Source organism: Streptomyces sp. HUAS 15-9 (assembly GCF_025642155.1).
In the GTDB taxonomy this organism is placed as follows: Bacteria; Actinomycetota; Actinomycetes; order Streptomycetales; family Streptomycetaceae; genus Streptomyces.
Window position 1 is genome coordinate 3,857,334 of record NZ_CP106798.1, and the last position, 15,828, is coordinate 3,873,161.

The window sequence follows — 15,828 nt, forward strand, 5'->3', positions numbered from 1 at the left end:
AAGCTGTGAGGACTACCTCCGTACGATCCTGAAGATCCGGATCTCCCGCTCCACCCGTGCCTGGTACGTCGCATACGGCGGCCAGAACACCAGCAGCGCCTTCCAGACCGCCGCCCGCTCCTCACCCCCGAGGAGCCGGGCCGTGACGGGGATGTCCTCACCCTTCCAGCTCACCGTGGCATCGGGATGCGCGAGCAGGTTGTGGGTCCAGGCGGGATGGTCGGTCCGCCCGAAGTTGGACCCGACGAGGATCCAGCCGCGCCCGCCCTCCTCCGGCATACAGGCCAGCGGAGTACGGCGCGGCAGCCCACTGCGGGCACCGGTGGACGTCAGCACCACACCGGGCAGCAACTGTGCGCTGAGCAGCACCTTGCCCCGGGTGACCCGGTGGACGGCCCGGTCGAGCACGGGAATGACATGCGGGGCGACTTTCGCGAAGCCCCGCGTGGAGGACACCTTCTGCACCAGACGCACACCCGGACCGGCCATCAGACTGCCACCTCCCCCCGCTCGAAGAGCCGCGCCGAGTCGGCCGCGCGGGCACGCAGCCGGTGGACCGACCCGAACAGCAGCTCGTCCCCGGCGGCCCGCTTGAAGTACAGATGAGCCTCGTGCTCCCAGGTGAACCCGATCCCGCCGTGCAGCTGGATCCCCTCACCGGCGGCCGTCCGGAGCGCCTCCAGGGCCTGCGCGAGAGCGAGCCCGCCCACCCGCTCACCGCCCCGGACGGCCGTGGCCCAGGCCGCGTAGTAGGCCGCCGAGCGCGCCGCCTGCACCTGCACATACACATCGGCCAACCGGTGCTTCACGGCCTGGAAGGACCCGATCAGCCGCCCGAACTGCTCCCGCTGCTTCACGTGATCGACGGTCCGCTCCAGGGCCCGGTCGGCGGCCCCGACGGCCTCGGCGGCAAGCACCGCGGCGGCGGTGTCACCGAGGGCGGAAAGGGCACCGAGCACGTCGGAATCGGCCGACCCGAGCAACCGGGCGTCGACGTCGCGCAGTTGTACGCGCCCCTGCGGCCGGGTGGCGTCAAGCGCGGTCTGCCGTACCCGCACCACCCCCGCCGCGTCCCCGTCCACCAGGAAGAGCAGGGTCCGCGACCGGGCGAACCCCCCGGTGTGGGCGGCCACGACCAACAGGCCGGCACTGTGCCCGTCGAGCACCTGCCCCACTTCCCCGTACAGCCGCCACCCATCCCCCGCCGGGCCGGCCTGCACACCCCCCGCACGGCCACCGCCGGCCCACTCCCCTCCGTTGTCGCCGGTCAAAGTCAGTACGGAGGCAAGGGCGTTGCCGGGCACGGCGAGGGTGGCGGTGAGCGCACCCGAGGCGAGCCGGGGCAGCAGGTCGGCGCGCTGGGCATCGGTCCCGAGGGCGAGGATCAGCGGCGCGGCGAGCACGGAGGTGGCGAGCAGCGGGGTCGGGGCCAGCGCGCGCCCCGTCTCCTCGCAGGCGAGGGCGAGCTCGGTGACCGAGCAGCCGACCCCGCCGTACGCCTCCGGGAGGGCCAGCCCCGGCAGGCCGAGCTGGTCGGCGAGGGCCGTCCACAGGACAGGGTCGTGCCCGGCGCCGGTGTCGAGGGCGGTGCGCAGTTCCTCCGGGCCGCAGCGTTTGTGGAGCAGTTCGCGCAGGGTGCGGCGGATCTCGTCCTGCTCGGCGGTGAGGCGCGTGTCCATGGCTGTTCCCTCCGGCCCGATCTGACCGCCCGATCTGACGGGCCGTCATGTTAGGGCGAGGAGGCCGGGATGCCCAGAGAGACGACACCTGCCACGCCGGACCGAATCTGATGTACCGTCAGATCCATGTCACCAGGGAGCAGCAGGAAAGTGGCCGTGGTGGGCGTAGCCCTCTCCGACTGCGGCCGAGTGGACGAGGCCACCCCCTACGCCCTGCACGCCCAGGCGGCCCGCCGGGCCCTGGCGGACGCGGGCCTGGACCGCGCCCACGTGGACGGCTTCGCCTCGGCGGGACTGGGCACCCTGGCACCGGTGGAGGTGGCCGAGTACCTGGGCCTGCGCCCCACCTGGGTCGACTCCACCTCCGTAGGCGGCTCGACCTGGGAGGTCATGGCGGCGCACGCGGTGGACGCGATAGCGGCGGGCCACGCGAACGCCGTCCTGCTGGCCTACGGCTCGACGGCCCGCGCGGACATCCGGGCGGGCAGACGCACGGGAAACCTGTCCTTCGGCGCCCGTGGACCACTCCAGTTCGAGGTCCCGTACGGCCACACGCTGATCGCGAAGTACGCGATGGCGGCCCGCCGCCACATGATCGAGTACGGCACGACGATCGAGCAGCTCGCGGAGGTGGCGGTACAGGCCAGGGCCAACGCGGCCCTGAACCCGAACGCCATGTTCCGCGCCCCCATCACCCCCGACGACGTCCTCACCGGCCCGCTGATCGCCGACCCCTTCACCAAGCTGCACTGCTGCATACGCTCCGACGGAGGCGCGGCGGTACTGCTGGCGGCGGAGGAATACGTACGGGACTGCAGAACCCCGCCGGTGTGGGTGCTCGGCACCGGAGAGCACGTCTCCCACGCGGCGATGTCCGAGTGGCCCGACTTCACGGTGACACCGGCGGCGGTGAGCGGCCGGCTCGCCTTCGAGCGGGCGGGGGTGAACCCCGGGGAGATCGACTTCGCGGAGATCTACGACGCCTTCACGTACATGACCCTGGTGACCCTGGAGGACCTGGGCTTCTGCGGAAAGGGAGAGGGCGGGGCGTTCGTGGAGAAGGGCCGGCTGCTGGTGCGGGGAGGGGAACTGCCGGTGAACACGGACGGGGGTGGCCTGTCGGCCCAGCACCCAGGGATGCGGGGCCTGTTCCTGCTGGTGGAGGCGGTACGACAGCTGCGGGGGGAGGCCGGGGAGCGGCAAGTGCGGCGGGCGGGCGGCGAGTTGCCACGGCTCGGGGTGGCTTCGGGTACCGGAGGCTGGTTCTGCTCGTCGGGGACGGTGGTGCTGGGGCGGGGATGAGGCCGTGGGTACGGTTGATGGGCGGCCTGGTTCAGGGAGCGGCTCGGCTCACGGAGCTTGCACGAGGATGCGACCTTCAGCGGTGCCGATCATCACGAGACCGCTTCCCGAGACCGCCAGGCACAGGGGCGTGAAGACGTGGCCGCCGACGGCGGTCGGGGTGTGACGGATCTGCTCGCCGTCGCCGATGCGCAGGGTGAGCAGCTCGCGTGCCCGGGTCACGGCATGCACCAGCCCCTCAGTCACATCGAGCCCCACGACCTCCGCATCGGCCCGGTACGCCCACAGCACCTCGCCGCCGGGAAGGGCCCGCAGCAGCACATGCGGCCCCGTCGGGCCGTGGCAGGCGTGGAGGAGGCCGGGACCGTGGAGCCCTGCGTCGCCGTCCACGTACACAGCGGGCCCACTGCGCAGATACCCCGTGACGGATGAGTCCCAGGCAAGCGGAAAGAGGGACTCGACACCGTCCGGCGTAACCCGCGAGACCCACTTGTCGAGAAGCTCCCGGCGAGGGCTGTCACCGAGCCCCCGCAGCAAGAGCAGATACGGCGACCTGCGCACACGAAAGCCGTACGAGCTGTCGCACTCCCCCAGCGGGACCTCGGCCAGCCGTCTGCCCGAGGGTGTGAAGACGACACTGTCGTACGGCGGCCACTGCGGACCGGGGAACAAGTCCCGGGAATCACGGGCGATCCAGGCACCATCCGCCCTGTCGACGATGTCGACGGGAAAGTCCAGTTCACGGTTGCCGATCAGAGCCCCGTCGGTGAGGGAGAGACGCAGCAGCCGCGTACGGCGGTCGGCGCTGTCCCCCACGAAGTAGGGGACCCAGGCGGACTCCTGGTCCGGAGCCACGTACACCTGCCGGCCGACATGACCGTGCTCGTCGGGCACGGACACGGACCAGAGCAGCTCCCCGTCCCGGGACCAGCACTCCAGAAGGGTGCGGGAGCGCAGGACGGCGAGGACGCGTCCGTCACACAGGGGTTCCAGGACGGTGACTCCGTCGCGCGGGGCCCAGGCACGGCCGCGGCCGGCGGCCAGCTCGGCGAGGTGGGCGCGAGCGTCGGGGATACGGGGAAGTCGCTCGGGGGCGTTCCAGTCGACCTCGACGGGTGAACGGGGACCCGGGGTCAGGGTCTCGGCGTCGACGACACAGGCGAGGTAGTGATCGAGCCCGTCGCGCTCTCCCTCCGTGTCCGGCACGGAGAGGGTGAGCTCAAGGCTCTCCCCGTCATCGGACCAACGGTGCGCGGTGACACCGACGTCGTCGAAAGCCAGGGTCGCGCGGACGCGGGTCTCCGGCTCGTAGAGGATCAGCTGTCCCTGGCGCTCGTACTCGTCGTCCCCTTCCTCCGTGCCGAGGGCCAGGACCGGGCGGCTCGGATGGAAGGCCAGGCACTCCACACCGTGCTCGAACTCCAGCTGCTCCCACAGGCCGAGGTCGCTCAGCCGGTACACGACGACGCGGCCACCGCCCGAGCCGCTGGCGTGACAGCTGACGGCAAGCCAGCGACCGTCGGCACTTTCGGTGACCTGGAAGGGGAAACCGAGTTCCGGGAAGGGGGTGTCGGGGATCAGGTGCACTTGCCCTCTGCGTTGCTGTAGCTCGACTTGAACCAGGCCAGTTCAACTTACCGGGCGCTCTCCCGTGTACAGGGCCGGCGCAAACCACCTTCCTCCCCGTGAACGGCGATGTGGCCGCGTCCGTCTGGGGCCTGCGCCGGAGGGCAACACGTATCCGCTGAGTTGCTGCACGGGGTACTGATGGCCCAGCTTGTACGGCCGTGTGCGGCACCGGAGTGATACTCACCCCATGGCAGCAACGGATCTCCACGAACTCCTGAAGTCACTACGGGTATGGGCGCCCGGTGTCACGGAGCTACCCCCTTTCGACCCGGACACAGCGCCCCCGACACCCGTCCCGCTCTTCACGAGTTGGTTCGCGGAGGCGGTGGCGGCGGGCCAGTACGAGCCGCACACCATGTCGCTGGCGACGACGGACGAGGAGGGCCACCCGGACGTACGGATCGTGATGCTGCACGGCGCCGATGAGGACGGCTGGGCCTTCGCGACGCACGCGACGAGCCGCAAGGGCGGCCACCTGAGGGCCCACCCGTATGCGGCCCTGGCGTTCTACTGGCCGGTGCTGGGCCGCCAGGTCCGCGTCCGGGGCTCGGTCACCTCGGCGCCGTCGGAGGAGAGCCAGGCGGACCTCCACGCCCGTTCGACGGGAGCACTGGCAGCGGCACTGACGGGACGCCAGAGCGAAGTCCTGGGGTCGGTGGAGGAGCTGAGGCAGGCATCGGAGGCCGCGTGGGACCGGGCCCGCAACAACCCGACGGCCCCGTCGCCGACGTGGACGCTCTACCGACTCCACCCGAAGGAGGTCGAGTTCTTCCAGGGAGACCCGGACCGGAGACACGTACGCCTGCTGTACCGCCGCGGGACGGAGGGCTGGAACAGGGAACTACTGTGGCCGTGAGCCACGGGGGGTCACCGTGGGGCCGCCCGCTTCTTTGTCAGTGTCGTGCTTCCACGCCCCGAGTAAAGGGCGCTCCGCTCCACTGCGTTCCGCTCCGCGTCGCCTTCGGCGATGGCCCTGCGGGCCACCCTTGACTAGGGGCGTTCCAGCACGGGTGAGAAGCGAGCGGGCGGCCCGGGGAAAGTGGCCGGCTTGGGCGCGCCGGGCCCTTGGGTGGGCTGCGTTCTGGGCCGGGGTGACGGGGGGCGCGGTCTCGCCTCGCCAGCACGCCGGGCGGGCTTAGCGGCTTGCGGCCGGTGGGGAGCGGGGCCGCAATCGGCTGGGTGGTGGCACGCCGGGTCGGCTAGCGGCTTGCGGCCGGTGGGGAGTGGCGCGCGGGGGCTGAGTGGCGGCACGCCGGGTCGGCTAGCGGCTTGCGGCCGGTGGGGAGTGGAGCGCGGGGGCTGGGCGGCGGCACGCCGGGTCGGCTAGCGGCTTGCGGCCGGTGGGGAGCTGGGCACGCATCAGCCGGGTGAAGGCACGCCGGGAGGGCTTGGCGACTTGCGGCCGGTGGGACGGGAGCGCATCAGCCGGGCGGCGGCACACTGGCTCGGCTTGGCGACTTGCGGCCGGTGGGCGGTGAGCGCGGGGAGGCGGGCGGCGGCACGCCGAGTCGGCATAGCGGCGAGCGGCCGGTGGGCGGTGAGCGCGGGGGCGGGCGGGGCGGCACGCCGAGTCGGCATAGCGGCGAGCGGCCGGTGGGCGGTGAGCGCGGGGAGGCGGGCGGCGGCACGCCGAGTCGGCATAGCGGCGAGCGGCCAGTGGGCGGTGAGCGCGGGGAGGCGGGCGGCGGCACGCCGAGTCGGCATAGCGGCGAGCGGCCAGTGGGCGGTGAGCGCGGGGAGGCGGGCGGCGGCACGCCGAGTCGGCATAGCGGCGAGCGGCCGGTGGGGGCGGGGTGCGCATCGGCCAAGTGATGGCAGGCACCCTGGGTGGGGTTGGCGGCTTACGGCTTAAGGGTGTAGGCGCTCGGAGATGACCTGTAGGCAAACCACCTGATGGTCGGTGGGAGAGTACGGGGCGGGGTGGTGGGTCGTGACCGTTGGCTGGCGCAAGGACAGGATTGGGAGCGCGCTGCGGGGTGAGAACCCTTCGGTGCTTGCGCGGTTGGAGTCGGGGTTCGCGGTGATCGGGGACGTTCAGTTTCTGCCGGGGTACTCGCTGCTCCTGGTGGACGACCCGTCGGTGCAGCGGCTGTCGGAGCTTCCGCAGATCAGACGACTGGCGTTCCTCTCCGACATGGACAAGCTGGGCGAGGCCGTCGAGCGCGCCTGCAAGCGCCTGGACCCGGCCTTCCGTCGGGTCAACCTGGAGATCCTGGGAAACACCGACCCGTTCCTGCACGTCCACGTGTGGCCGCGATACGACTGGGAGCCACCCGACCTCGTGGGCCGCCCGGTCTGGCTGTACCCAAGGGGGAGTTGGGGCAACGAACGGCACGCGCTGGGCCCCCAGCACAACGCCGTCCGCAAGGCGATCACCGACGAACTGACCCAGGGAAGGCGCCGGGAGACCCCCTGAAGCAGGCCCCGGGACAGCAATTGGAACCTTCGGGCCACCCAAGTCCCGACGACCTGCTGATTCCGCCCCCTCACTGTCCCATTCCTTCCAACAACGCCCGCCAACACAACTGGTGTGACGGAAGCGATCGATGAGACACGGCTAGGCACCGGTGCGACCACGCGGAGGTACCCGGAGTCACCCCCACCCGCCCACTCACCCAGCCAACCATCGGTCCGCCCGGCCACGCCCCTCCGGCCGCAAGACGCTGAGCCGACCCGGCGTGCCATCTCTCCGCCGATGCGGCCCCGCCACCCACCACCCGCAAGCCGCCAACCCCACCCGGCGTGCCACCACCCAGCCGATTGCCCCCCCGCCACCCACCACCCGCAAGCCGCCAACCCCACCCGGCGTGCCACCACCCAGCCGATTGCCCCCCCCGCCACCCACCACCCGCAAGCCGCCAACCCCACCCGGCGTGCCACCACCCAGCCGATTGCGGCCCCGCTCCCCACCGGCCGCAAGCCGCTAAGCCCGCCCGGCGTGCTGGCGAGGCGAGACCGCGCCCCCCGTCACCCCGGCCCAGAACGCAGCCCACCCAAGGGCCCGGCGCGCCCAAGCCGGCCACTTTCCCCGGGCCGCCCGCTCGCTTCTCACCCGTGCTGGAACGCCCCTAGTCAAGGGTGGCCCGCAGGGCCATCGCCGAAGGCGACGCGGAGCGGAACGCAGTGGAGCGGAGCGCCCTTTACTCGGGGCGCGGAAGCACGACACTGACAAAGAAGCGGGCGGCCCCACGGCCACTCGTCAGCACCGGGGCACTGCACCCACCCCACCCCACCTCACGCCCGCTCAACCCCCACGCCCGCTCAACCCCCCTCCCCCCGAAACCTGTACGCCGCGAAATCGGCAACCTCCCGGTATCCGATCCGCCGGTACAGCGCGTTGCTCGTTGGGTTTGCCAGGTCGGTGAAGAGGAGTACCTCCTTCGCCCCGGCCGCCCGCGCGGCGCGGCTCGCCTCGGCTGTCGCGGCGCCCGCGTATCCGCGTCCGCGGAGGTGTGCGGGGGTGTAGACGGGGCCGATCCTGATCTGCCCGGCGACCTGGCGGGTCACCCCGGCCAGGGAAACGGGCGTGCCGTCGGGGGTTTCCCAGAGGGTGGTGCCGCCGTAGGCGATGCGCGCGTCGGCCCACTCGTCGGGGGCGATGAAGCCGGGTTCTCCGACCGCCTCGGAGAACTCCACGACCCAGCGCCTCAGCAGGTTCCGGTCGGCGGGGCCGACGGACCTCGCCCGTCCCTCCGGCACCGGCTCCGGTACCGCCAGCTCCCCCAGCCTGTAGAGCCGTTGGCGCATACGCAGTTCGCCGGACGCGCCCGATCGCCGCTGCCAGGCTTCCACGAATGCCTCTGCCGACGCCCGCTCGGCGGCGACCGCGGGGACGGGGTGGCCGGTGTCGAGCAGCCTGGCCGCGAGGGCGTCGGCCTCCTCGGCCGTGAGCGCGGTGAAGCTCAGCTGGTGCGGAGGCGTGTGCAGCAGGGTCGCCCGGACCGTGCCGTTCTCATCCGTCAGCGTGCCGAACAGCGGTGACCCCTCGCCATAGACATTGAGTCCACGCGTCCGGAGCACATCCGTCACCGTCAGCTGCACCGTGTGCAGAGCCGGCCGGGAGCGCAGGAAGGCGCCCGCTCGGGAGAGGAAGGCGTCCAGGTCTTCGGTGAGCTGCCAGTCGTATGCAGGGGCCATACCTCATGATCCCGGCACAACGTGCGCCACGCCCGCAATTGACCCTCTAGCCCTCGTGCGCCTCGGGATCCGTGGCTATCCGTGCGTGCAGATGCACATCCCGGAACGCGTCGAGCCGCCCCGCCTCGAACATCGCCCCGCGCAGTGTCCCCTCGTACAAGAACCCGCACTTCCGCGCGATCCGGCACGAAGCGTCATGCCCTACAGCGTGCCCCAACTCCAGCCGGTGCAGCCCCAGTTCCGTGAATGCCCAGGATGAGGCGAGGGTCAGCGCCCGCGTGGCCACGCGTCGGCCGCGCGCCTCCGGGAGGACCCAGTAGCCGACACGGGCGGTACGCATGACGCGGTCGATCATGTTGAGGCCGATGTGCCCCAGCGCCGTACCGCTGTCCGCGTCCGTGACGCAGAAGTGCGCGCAGTTGCCGTTCGCCTCGTTCTCCGCCTGCTTGTGCAGGGACGCCCGTGCTCCGTCGAGGTCGGTGACCGCCAGCAGGGGTGTGTTCCAGCGCTGGAATTCGGGATCGGACCTGCCGCGCAGCCAAGTCGCCGCGTCGAGGTCCGCGGTCGCGTCCCATCGGCGAAGACACAGACCGTGGCCATCGAGCTCGGGACACTGCCGTTCGGGGATGCGTTCATGAGCGGTAGCCATGGGCCCATTGAATCCCCTCGGCACTGAATCCCCCAGCCCATCTCAGTCGCCCGCGGGCCGGAACCCCACTCGCCCGCGGGTCGAAACCTCAGTCGCCCTCAGGCCGGAACACCGCGATCCCCTCCCGGAACACGACGGCCAGTTCGGCCCCCGCCCGCAGTTCCTCCGCCTCGCACCCCACCACCTCGGTCATCATCCGTGGTCCCTCCGCCAGGTCGACCACGGCGGCGACGTACGGTGTGCGGTCCCCGAACGGCGGAAGGTCGTTCCGGTAAACCACCGACCAGGTGTAGAGAGTCGCCCGGCCGCTCGCCTCCTCCCAGGTCACGTCCTCGCCCCAGCAGAACGGGCAGAACTCGCGGGGGTAGTGGTGGGCGCGTCCGCAGCCGGGGGCCCGGCAGCGGCGTATCAGCAGCCGGCCCTCCTTGGCTGCCTCCCAGTACGTCCTGGTGAAGGCGTCCACCTCCGGCACGTCGAATCCGGGCGATACCATCAGAGCCATCCCACCTCACCCTTCAGAACCACCTTGCCTCCCCTCCATCAGAACCACCCTGCCTCCCCCCATCAGAACCACCCCAGCGCCGCATCCACCGACCACGTCTGCCACGCCATCCCGAACAGCCCCACCACCGAGATGAGCGCCATCATCGAGTTCTGCCCCTGCTCCGCCCAGTCGTGGATCATGAGGACGAAGTAGAGGAGGTTCAGGAGCAGGCCGCCGACCAGGGCCACCGGGGTCAGGAAGCCCGCGATCAGGCCCAGTCCCAGGGCCAGCTCCGCGTACGCGACGACGTACGCCATCGTCTTCGGGCGCGGCTTGACCACGGCCTCGAAACCGGAGCGCACCGCGTTCCAGCGGTGCTTCTCGGCCATGTCCGCCGCCCAGGCGATCCCGCTCCCCGTGAACCAGGTCTTCTTGTCCTTGTGCCGCCAGCTCTCCAGCCACCACAGGCCGAGGCCGACACGCAGCACCGCCAGCCACTGCGCGCCACTGAGCCAGATCGCATCCATGAATCTGACGGTACGTCAGATCTGGAGGAAAGCCGAGACCTCGTCGAGAATTGGCCGGGCGGCTACAACCGCGCGCCCACAACCCCGCCGACCCCGCCCACAACCAGGTCGCCTACGTCACCGGTTCCCCCCACTCCTCCTACAGGCGTGATCAATCCGCAACCAATTCCGACCTTGACCGAGACCCATCAACGTGGGACGTGGTTACGCTCGCGCTCATGGCCGACTCCAGCGACTCCAGCACCCCCGCGAGATCCCTCGCTCAGCCCACCGCCCACCCCACCGCCCACCCCGTCTACGTCATAGGCGGCGGCCCCGGTGGCCTGGCGGTCGCCCACTCGCTGCGGGCCCGGGGCATACGGGCCGTCGTCCTGGAGAAGTCCGACCGGGTGGGCGCCTCGTGGCGGCGCCACTACGACCGGCTCCGGCTGCACACCACCCGGCGACTGTCGGGCCTGCCGGGGCTGCCGATGCCGCGGCGGTTCGGGCGCTGGGTGTCGCGGGACGACGTGGTGCGGTACCTGGAGAAGTACTCCGAGCACCATGAGCTGGAGATCGTCACCGGCGTCGAGGTCTCGCGCGTGGAGCGCTCGGCCGACGGCACCGGATGGCTGCTGCACGCCTCCGGCGGGCGCGAGCTGACCGGGGGCGCGGTGGTCGTCGCCACCGGCTTCAATCACACCCCGCGTGTGCCCGACTGGCCGGGGCGGGACGCGTACGCCGGGGAGTTCCTGCACGCCGGCGAGTACCGGAACGCCAAACCTTACGCCGGTCGGGACGTGCTGGTCGTCGGGGTGGGCAACACGGGTGCCGAGATCGCCGTGGACCTGGTCGAGGGGGGCGCGTCGCGGGTGCGGCTGAGCATCCGTACCGCTCCGCACATCGTGCGCCGGTCGACCGCCGGGTGGGCCGCGCAGTACTCGTCCGTGCTGATCCGGCGCCTGCCCGTGGGGCTCGTCGACCGGCTGGCCAGGCCGATGGCCCGGCTCAGTGTGCCGGACCTGTCGGCGCAGGGACTGCCGCGCCCGGACACGGGGTTGTACTCCCGGGCGAAGGAGGGAGCGGTGCCTGTCCTGGACGTAGGGCTCATCGACGCCGTGCGTAAGGGCCAGGTCGAGGTCGTGGCCGCAGTCGAGGCGTTCGAGGACGGGAAGGTCGTCCTGGCCGACGGCAGCCGGGTCTCCCCGGACGCGGTCGTCGCGGCCACCGGGTACGCCCGCGGCCTGGAAGGGCTCGTCGGCCACCTCGATGTGCTCGACGAGCGGGGCCGGCCGGTCGTCCACGGCGGCGCCACCCCGAAGAACGCCCCCGGTCTCTACTTCACCGGCTTCACCAACCCCATCAGCGGCATGTTCCGCGAGATGGCGATCGACGCGGAGAAGATCGCGAAGGCCGTCGCCAGGACCGCCGCGGGACAGCTGTCCCGGATCTCGAGCTGACGTAGGGGTCTTCAACTCACTTACGTATGCGCCTCGTTACTTGAGAGTCAGATGTGACGGGAGAGCTGTACGTCGCCACCGCACGGGGTCAGAATGTGAGCACTGCTCAACTTTCCGGCTCCACTCCACTCCCTCTCGCCCCTGACGGAGGATGCACGTGGCACGCGAAAGACAGCTCTCCCGGCACTCCCAGCGCTCCCAGCTCCCCCAGCTCTCCCGGCGCTCACTGCTCGGCGGTGCGGCCGCCGGGGCCGTCGGACTCACCGCCGCCACCGCCGGTACGGCGTCCGCGGCGTCCACCCGTACCGTCGACGTGGTCGTCGTCGGCGGCGGGCTCGCGGGGCTCACCGCGGCCCGTGATCTGGTGGCGGGCGGGCGGTCCGTGGTCGTCCTCGAAGCCCGGGACCGGGTCGGCGGGCGGCTGGTGAACCTGAAGCTGGCGAACGGCAGCTTCACCGAGGGCGGCGGCGAGTTCGTCGGCCCCACCCAGGACCGCATCAAGGCCCTCGCCGACTCCCTCGGCGTGGCGACCTTCGCCACCTACAACGCCGGGAACAACCTCCTCTACAAGGACGGCAAGAGGACCCCGTACGACACCAGCGGACTGCTCGGTTCCGTCCCGCCGGTGGACGCGGCCGGGCTCGCCAACGCCGCGATCGTGCAGTCAGAGCTCGACAGCATGGCCAAGCAGGTGCCGGTCGACGCGCCGTGGACCGCGGCCAGGGCCGCCGAGTGGGACAGGCAGACCTTCGAGAGCTGGCTGAACGCCCACGCCGTCATCCCCTCGGCCAAGTTCCTCCTCGACGTGGCGTGTACGTCGGTGTTCTCGGCGCAGCCGCGCGAGCTCTCCCTGCTGTACGTGCTGTACTACATCGGCGCCGCCGGCAACGCCTCCACCGCCGGCACCCTGGAGCGTCTGACCGACACCGCGAACGGCGCCCAGGACTCCCGCTTCGTGGGCGGCTCCCAGCAGGTGCCGCTCAAGCTGGCGGCGACGCTCGGGGACCGGGTGGTGCTGGGCGCGCCGGTGCGCTCGATCGCGCAATCGGGCGGCCGGTACGTGGTCACCGCGGACGGGATCACGGTCACCGCGACCAGGGTGGTCGTGGCGGTGCCGCCGCCGCTGGCCGCGCGCATCTCGTACGACCCGCTGCTGCCCGCCGAGCGCGACCAGCTGTGCCAGCGGATGCCGATGGGGTCGATCGGGAAGGCGATCGCCGTCTACGACACCCCGTTCTGGCGGGCCGACGGGCTGAACGGACAGGCGGTCAGCGACTCCGGGGTCGTACGGTCGACGTTCGACAACTCGCCGCCCGACGCTTCGTACGGCGCGCTGATGGGCTTCATCGAGGCCGACGAGATGCGGGCGTACGACGCGGCGAGCGTGGACGACGTCAGGGCGGCCGTACTGAAGGACTACGCGAACTACTTCGGGGACAAGGCGAAGTCCCCGACCTCTTTCGTTCTGCAGCGGTGGGACAACGAGGGGTTCTCGCGGGGCGGACCGGTCGCCTACGCTCCGCCCGGGGTGCTGACCGAGTACGGCGCCGCGCTGCGCAAGCCGGTGGGTGGCATCCACTGGGCCGGGACCGAGACCTCCACGTACTGGAACGGGTACATGGACGGAGCGGTGCGCTCGGGCGAGCGGGCGGCCAAGGAGGTGCTGGAGGCGCTGTAGGTCGGGTGCGCAGGCCCGGGGCCGGTCATGACGCCGTCGCGGCTGCCGGTGCCGATCGGGGCGAGCCGCTTCCGCCGCGTGACCGGCCGCCCGGCGCCGGGCGCAGCCGCACGGCGGCGTCCAGGCCGGTGCCCGGCGCCGGGTGGAGGGTGATCTCGCCGCCGGAGGCGTTCACCAGATGGCGGACGATGGGCAGGCCGAGGCCGGTGCCGTCGTGGTGGGAGTCGGAGGCGCGCCAGAAGCGGTCGAAGGCGCGGCCGCGGTCGGCCTCGGACATGCCGGGGCCCTGGTCGACGACGTGGAGTTCGACGCCGGCCGGGGTGCCCGGCGACCGGTGGAGCGTGATGGTCGTGCCGGGCGGTGAGACCCGCAGGGCGTTGGCGACCAGGTTGTCGATGACCTGCTCCAGCGCCCCCGGGATCGCCCAGACCCGGCCGGCGGGGCGGCCGGTGACGGCGAGCGCGACGTACTGTTCGGCGGCCAGCGACTCCCACATGGCGACGCGGTCGGCGATGACGGTGTCCAGGTCGACCGGTTCCGGGGTGGTGGCGGAGTTCTCCAGGCGGGCCAGGGCGAGCAGGCCCTGCACCATGCGGCTGAGGCGTTCGACCTCGCCGACGGATTCCTCCAGGCTGCCGTGGGCGCGTGGGTCGAGGTAGGGCTCGAAGTTCTCCAGGCGCAGGCGCAGTGCGGTCAGTGGGGTCTTCAGCTGGTGGGAGGCTTCGGAGGCGAACGCCTGCTGGGCCTTGAGGAGTTGTTGCAGCCGGGTCGCCGTGTGGGTGAAGGAGGCGGCGAGGCTGCGGAGTTCGGGCGGGCCGGTGGTGGCGTCCGGCGGGTCGGTGAGCCGGCCGTCGGCCAGTTGGGCGGTGGCGGCCTCCAGGGTGCGCAGGGGGCGGGTGATCCAGCGGGCGAGGGTGAAGGCGACGATGGCCACGGCGGCCAGGATGCAGGCTCCGGCCAGGGCGAGGGCGCCCCAGATGCGGTGCACGCGGGAGTTGACCTCGGCCATGGGGTAGGTCAGGCGCAGGGTGCCCCGGATGGTGGTGCCGGAGGAGCCCGGCATGGTGGCCGACAGCAGGTCGTCTCCGGTGGCCACGGTCGGCCGGTTGCGCAGGGCACGGGCGATGTCCGGCTGGGCGGCGATGCTGATGCCCGTACGGCCCGACGGGTCGGAGTCGGCCAGGACGATGCCCTGCTTGTCGGTGACGAGGACGTGTCCGCCGGTGCGGGTGGCGTAGTCGCCGACGACGTCGGGCAGGGCGTCGAGGTTGCCCTTCTCGATGTTCTCCTCGGTGACCTCGGCGAGCATCGAGGCGTCGCGTTCGACGCTTTGGGAGGCGCGGGAGATCTCGCCTCGGGCGTAGATCCAGCCGAGCGGTATCTCGAGGCCGGCCAGCACGAGGATCGCCAGGCCGAGGTAGCTGAGCAGCAGACGTCGGGTCATCCGGCCGCCCCGGTCTCCACCCCAGGCTCCGGCCCGGACTCCGCGTCGTGGCCGGGGACGGTGAGGCGGAAGCCGACACCGCGGGCCGTGGTGATCCAGGCCGGGTCTCCGAGCTTGCGGCGCAGCGCGGCGACGTGGGCGTCGAGGGTCTTGGTGGGGCCGAAGAAGTGCGGGTCCCACACCGAGTCCATGATCTGCTGCCGGGAGTGGACCGTGCCGGGGTCCTCGGCGAGGTAGGCGAGCAGGTCGAACTCACGGGGTGTGAGCGAGATTTCGGCTCCGCTCAGGTGGACCTGGCGGGTGCGGCGGTTGAGTTCCAGGGTGCCGAGCAGCTGCGGTCCGGGAGCCTCGGGCTGCGCCGTCTGTTGCGTGGGCGCGGGGAAGGGCAGCGCGCCACTGGTGCGGCGGGTGACCGCTCGGATACGGGCCACCAGTTCCCGTACGCCGAAGGGCTTGGCGAGGTAGTCGTCGGCACCCAGTTCCAGGCCGACGATGCGGTCGGCCTCCTCTCCCCTCGCGGTGATCATGATGATCGGGACGGCGGAGCGGGCGCGCAGGCTGCGGCAGACGTCGAGGCCGTCCATGTCGGGCAGGCCGAGGTCGAGCAGGACCAGGTCCGGGGAGTCGTCGGTACCGGCGAGTCCGGCGGCACCGGTGCGGACATGGTCCACGGTGAATCCGTACCGGCCGAGCCCTTCGGTGAGCGGGCTGGCGATTCTGTCGTCGTCTTCGATGAGCAGGAGCCGCATGGCGCAAGGCTCGCACAGCTGTGCCAGGAGAGTTGGGCTGTTCACGGGAAGCCGCCTGGGACCTGGGAGGTGTACGGGGCGGTGAGCGGGCGCGGGGTGCCGCCCGGCCGG

15 protein-coding genes are annotated in these 15,828 nt (G+C 71.7%); 5 read left to right on the forward strand and 10 right to left on the reverse strand.

Annotated elements, in window-relative coordinates:
* Window positions 1–12 precede the first annotated feature (12 nt).
* Both N8I87_RS17650 and N8I87_RS17655 read right to left on the reverse strand, forming a co-directional pair.
* Entirely contained in the window at window positions 13–489 is a 477-nt protein-coding gene (locus tag N8I87_RS17650; RefSeq protein WP_263209947.1) for a nitroreductase family deazaflavin-dependent oxidoreductase, read from the reverse strand.
* Entirely contained in the window at window positions 489–1,679 is a 1,191-nt protein-coding gene (locus N8I87_RS17655; protein WP_263209948.1) for an acyl-CoA dehydrogenase family protein, read from the reverse strand. Before N8I87_RS17655 ends, N8I87_RS17650 begins: the two co-directional genes overlap by 1 nt.
* Before the next feature lie 126 nt (window positions 1,680–1,805).
* Between N8I87_RS17655 and N8I87_RS17660 the strand changes: the two genes are divergently transcribed.
* Window positions 1,806–2,981: a thiolase C-terminal domain-containing protein gene (locus N8I87_RS17660; RefSeq protein WP_263209949.1), complete on the forward strand. Its 1,176-nt coding sequence runs from the start codon at window positions 1,806–1,808 to the stop codon at window positions 2,979–2,981.
* A 48-nt stretch (window positions 2,982–3,029) separates the two neighbouring features.
* Here N8I87_RS17660 and N8I87_RS17665 read toward each other — a convergent pair whose 3' ends face one another.
* Window positions 3,030–4,568, reverse strand: coding sequence for a WD40 repeat domain-containing protein (locus N8I87_RS17665; protein WP_263209951.1), 1,539 nt, complete (start codon window positions 4,566–4,568; stop codon window positions 3,030–3,032).
* A 229-nt stretch (window positions 4,569–4,797) separates the two neighbouring features.
* Here N8I87_RS17665 and N8I87_RS17670 point away from each other — a divergent pair, with 229 nt between their 5' ends.
* Complete coding sequence (locus N8I87_RS17670) at window positions 4,798–5,466, forward strand: pyridoxine/pyridoxamine 5'-phosphate oxidase (RefSeq protein ID WP_263209953.1); 669 nt, start codon at window positions 4,798–4,800, stop codon at window positions 5,464–5,466.
* A gap of 503 nt (window positions 5,467–5,969) precedes the next feature.
* Here the strand turns inward: N8I87_RS17670 and N8I87_RS17675 are convergent.
* Window positions 5,970–6,377 (reverse strand): hypothetical protein, encoded by a 408-nt coding sequence (locus N8I87_RS17675; protein ID WP_263209955.1) that lies wholly within the window; start codon window positions 6,375–6,377, stop codon window positions 5,970–5,972.
* Window positions 6,378–6,540: 163 nt separating this feature from the next.
* On the opposite strand from N8I87_RS17675, the gene N8I87_RS17680 reads away from it, so the two are divergent.
* A complete protein-coding gene (locus N8I87_RS17680) occupies window positions 6,541–7,026 on the forward strand; it encodes an HIT family protein (RefSeq protein ID WP_263209957.1) in 486 nt (161 codons plus the stop codon).
* 845 nt (window positions 7,027–7,871) lie between these two features.
* Here N8I87_RS17680 and N8I87_RS17685 read toward each other — a convergent pair.
* The 4 genes from N8I87_RS17685 to N8I87_RS17700 form a co-directional block, all read right to left on the reverse strand.
* Window positions 7,872–8,747 (reverse strand): GNAT family N-acetyltransferase, encoded by an 876-nt coding sequence (locus N8I87_RS17685; RefSeq protein ID WP_263209960.1) that lies wholly within the window; start codon window positions 8,745–8,747, stop codon window positions 7,872–7,874.
* Between the two features lie 46 nt (window positions 8,748–8,793).
* Window positions 8,794–9,396 (reverse strand): GNAT family N-acetyltransferase, encoded by a 603-nt coding sequence (locus N8I87_RS17690; protein ID WP_263209962.1) that lies wholly within the window; start codon window positions 9,394–9,396, stop codon window positions 8,794–8,796.
* 88 nt (window positions 9,397–9,484) lie between these two features.
* On the reverse strand, window positions 9,485–9,889 hold the full coding sequence (locus tag N8I87_RS17695; RefSeq protein WP_263216521.1) for a Zn-ribbon domain-containing OB-fold protein: 405 nt from the start codon (window positions 9,887–9,889) through the stop codon (window positions 9,485–9,487).
* 71 nt (window positions 9,890–9,960) lie between these two features.
* Entirely contained in the window at window positions 9,961–10,407 is a 447-nt protein-coding gene (locus N8I87_RS17700; protein ID WP_263209964.1) for a DoxX family membrane protein, read from the reverse strand.
* Window positions 10,408–10,625: 218 nt separating this feature from the next.
* On the opposite strand from N8I87_RS17700, the gene N8I87_RS17705 reads away from it, so the two are divergent.
* Both N8I87_RS17705 and N8I87_RS17710 read left to right on the forward strand, forming a co-directional pair.
* Window positions 10,626–11,846, forward strand: a complete 1,221-nt coding sequence (locus tag N8I87_RS17705; protein ID WP_263209965.1) for a flavin-containing monooxygenase — start codon at window positions 10,626–10,628, stop codon at window positions 11,844–11,846.
* Window positions 11,847–11,997: 151 nt separating this feature from the next.
* Window positions 11,998–13,524 (forward strand): flavin monoamine oxidase family protein, encoded by a 1,527-nt coding sequence (locus N8I87_RS17710; protein WP_263209966.1) that lies wholly within the window; start codon window positions 11,998–12,000, stop codon window positions 13,522–13,524.
* 25 nt (window positions 13,525–13,549) lie between these two features.
* On the opposite strand, the gene N8I87_RS17715 is transcribed toward N8I87_RS17710, so the two are convergent.
* Both N8I87_RS17715 and N8I87_RS17720 read right to left on the reverse strand, forming a co-directional pair.
* A complete protein-coding gene (locus N8I87_RS17715; RefSeq protein WP_263209969.1) occupies window positions 13,550–14,968 on the reverse strand; it encodes a sensor histidine kinase in 1,419 nt (472 codons plus the stop codon).
* Window positions 14,965–15,717: a response regulator transcription factor gene (locus N8I87_RS17720; protein WP_263209970.1), complete on the reverse strand. Its 753-nt coding sequence runs from the start codon at window positions 15,715–15,717 to the stop codon at window positions 14,965–14,967. The genes N8I87_RS17715 and N8I87_RS17720 overlap by 4 nt, the downstream gene beginning before the upstream one ends.
* Window positions 15,718–15,828: the final 111 nt, after the last annotated feature.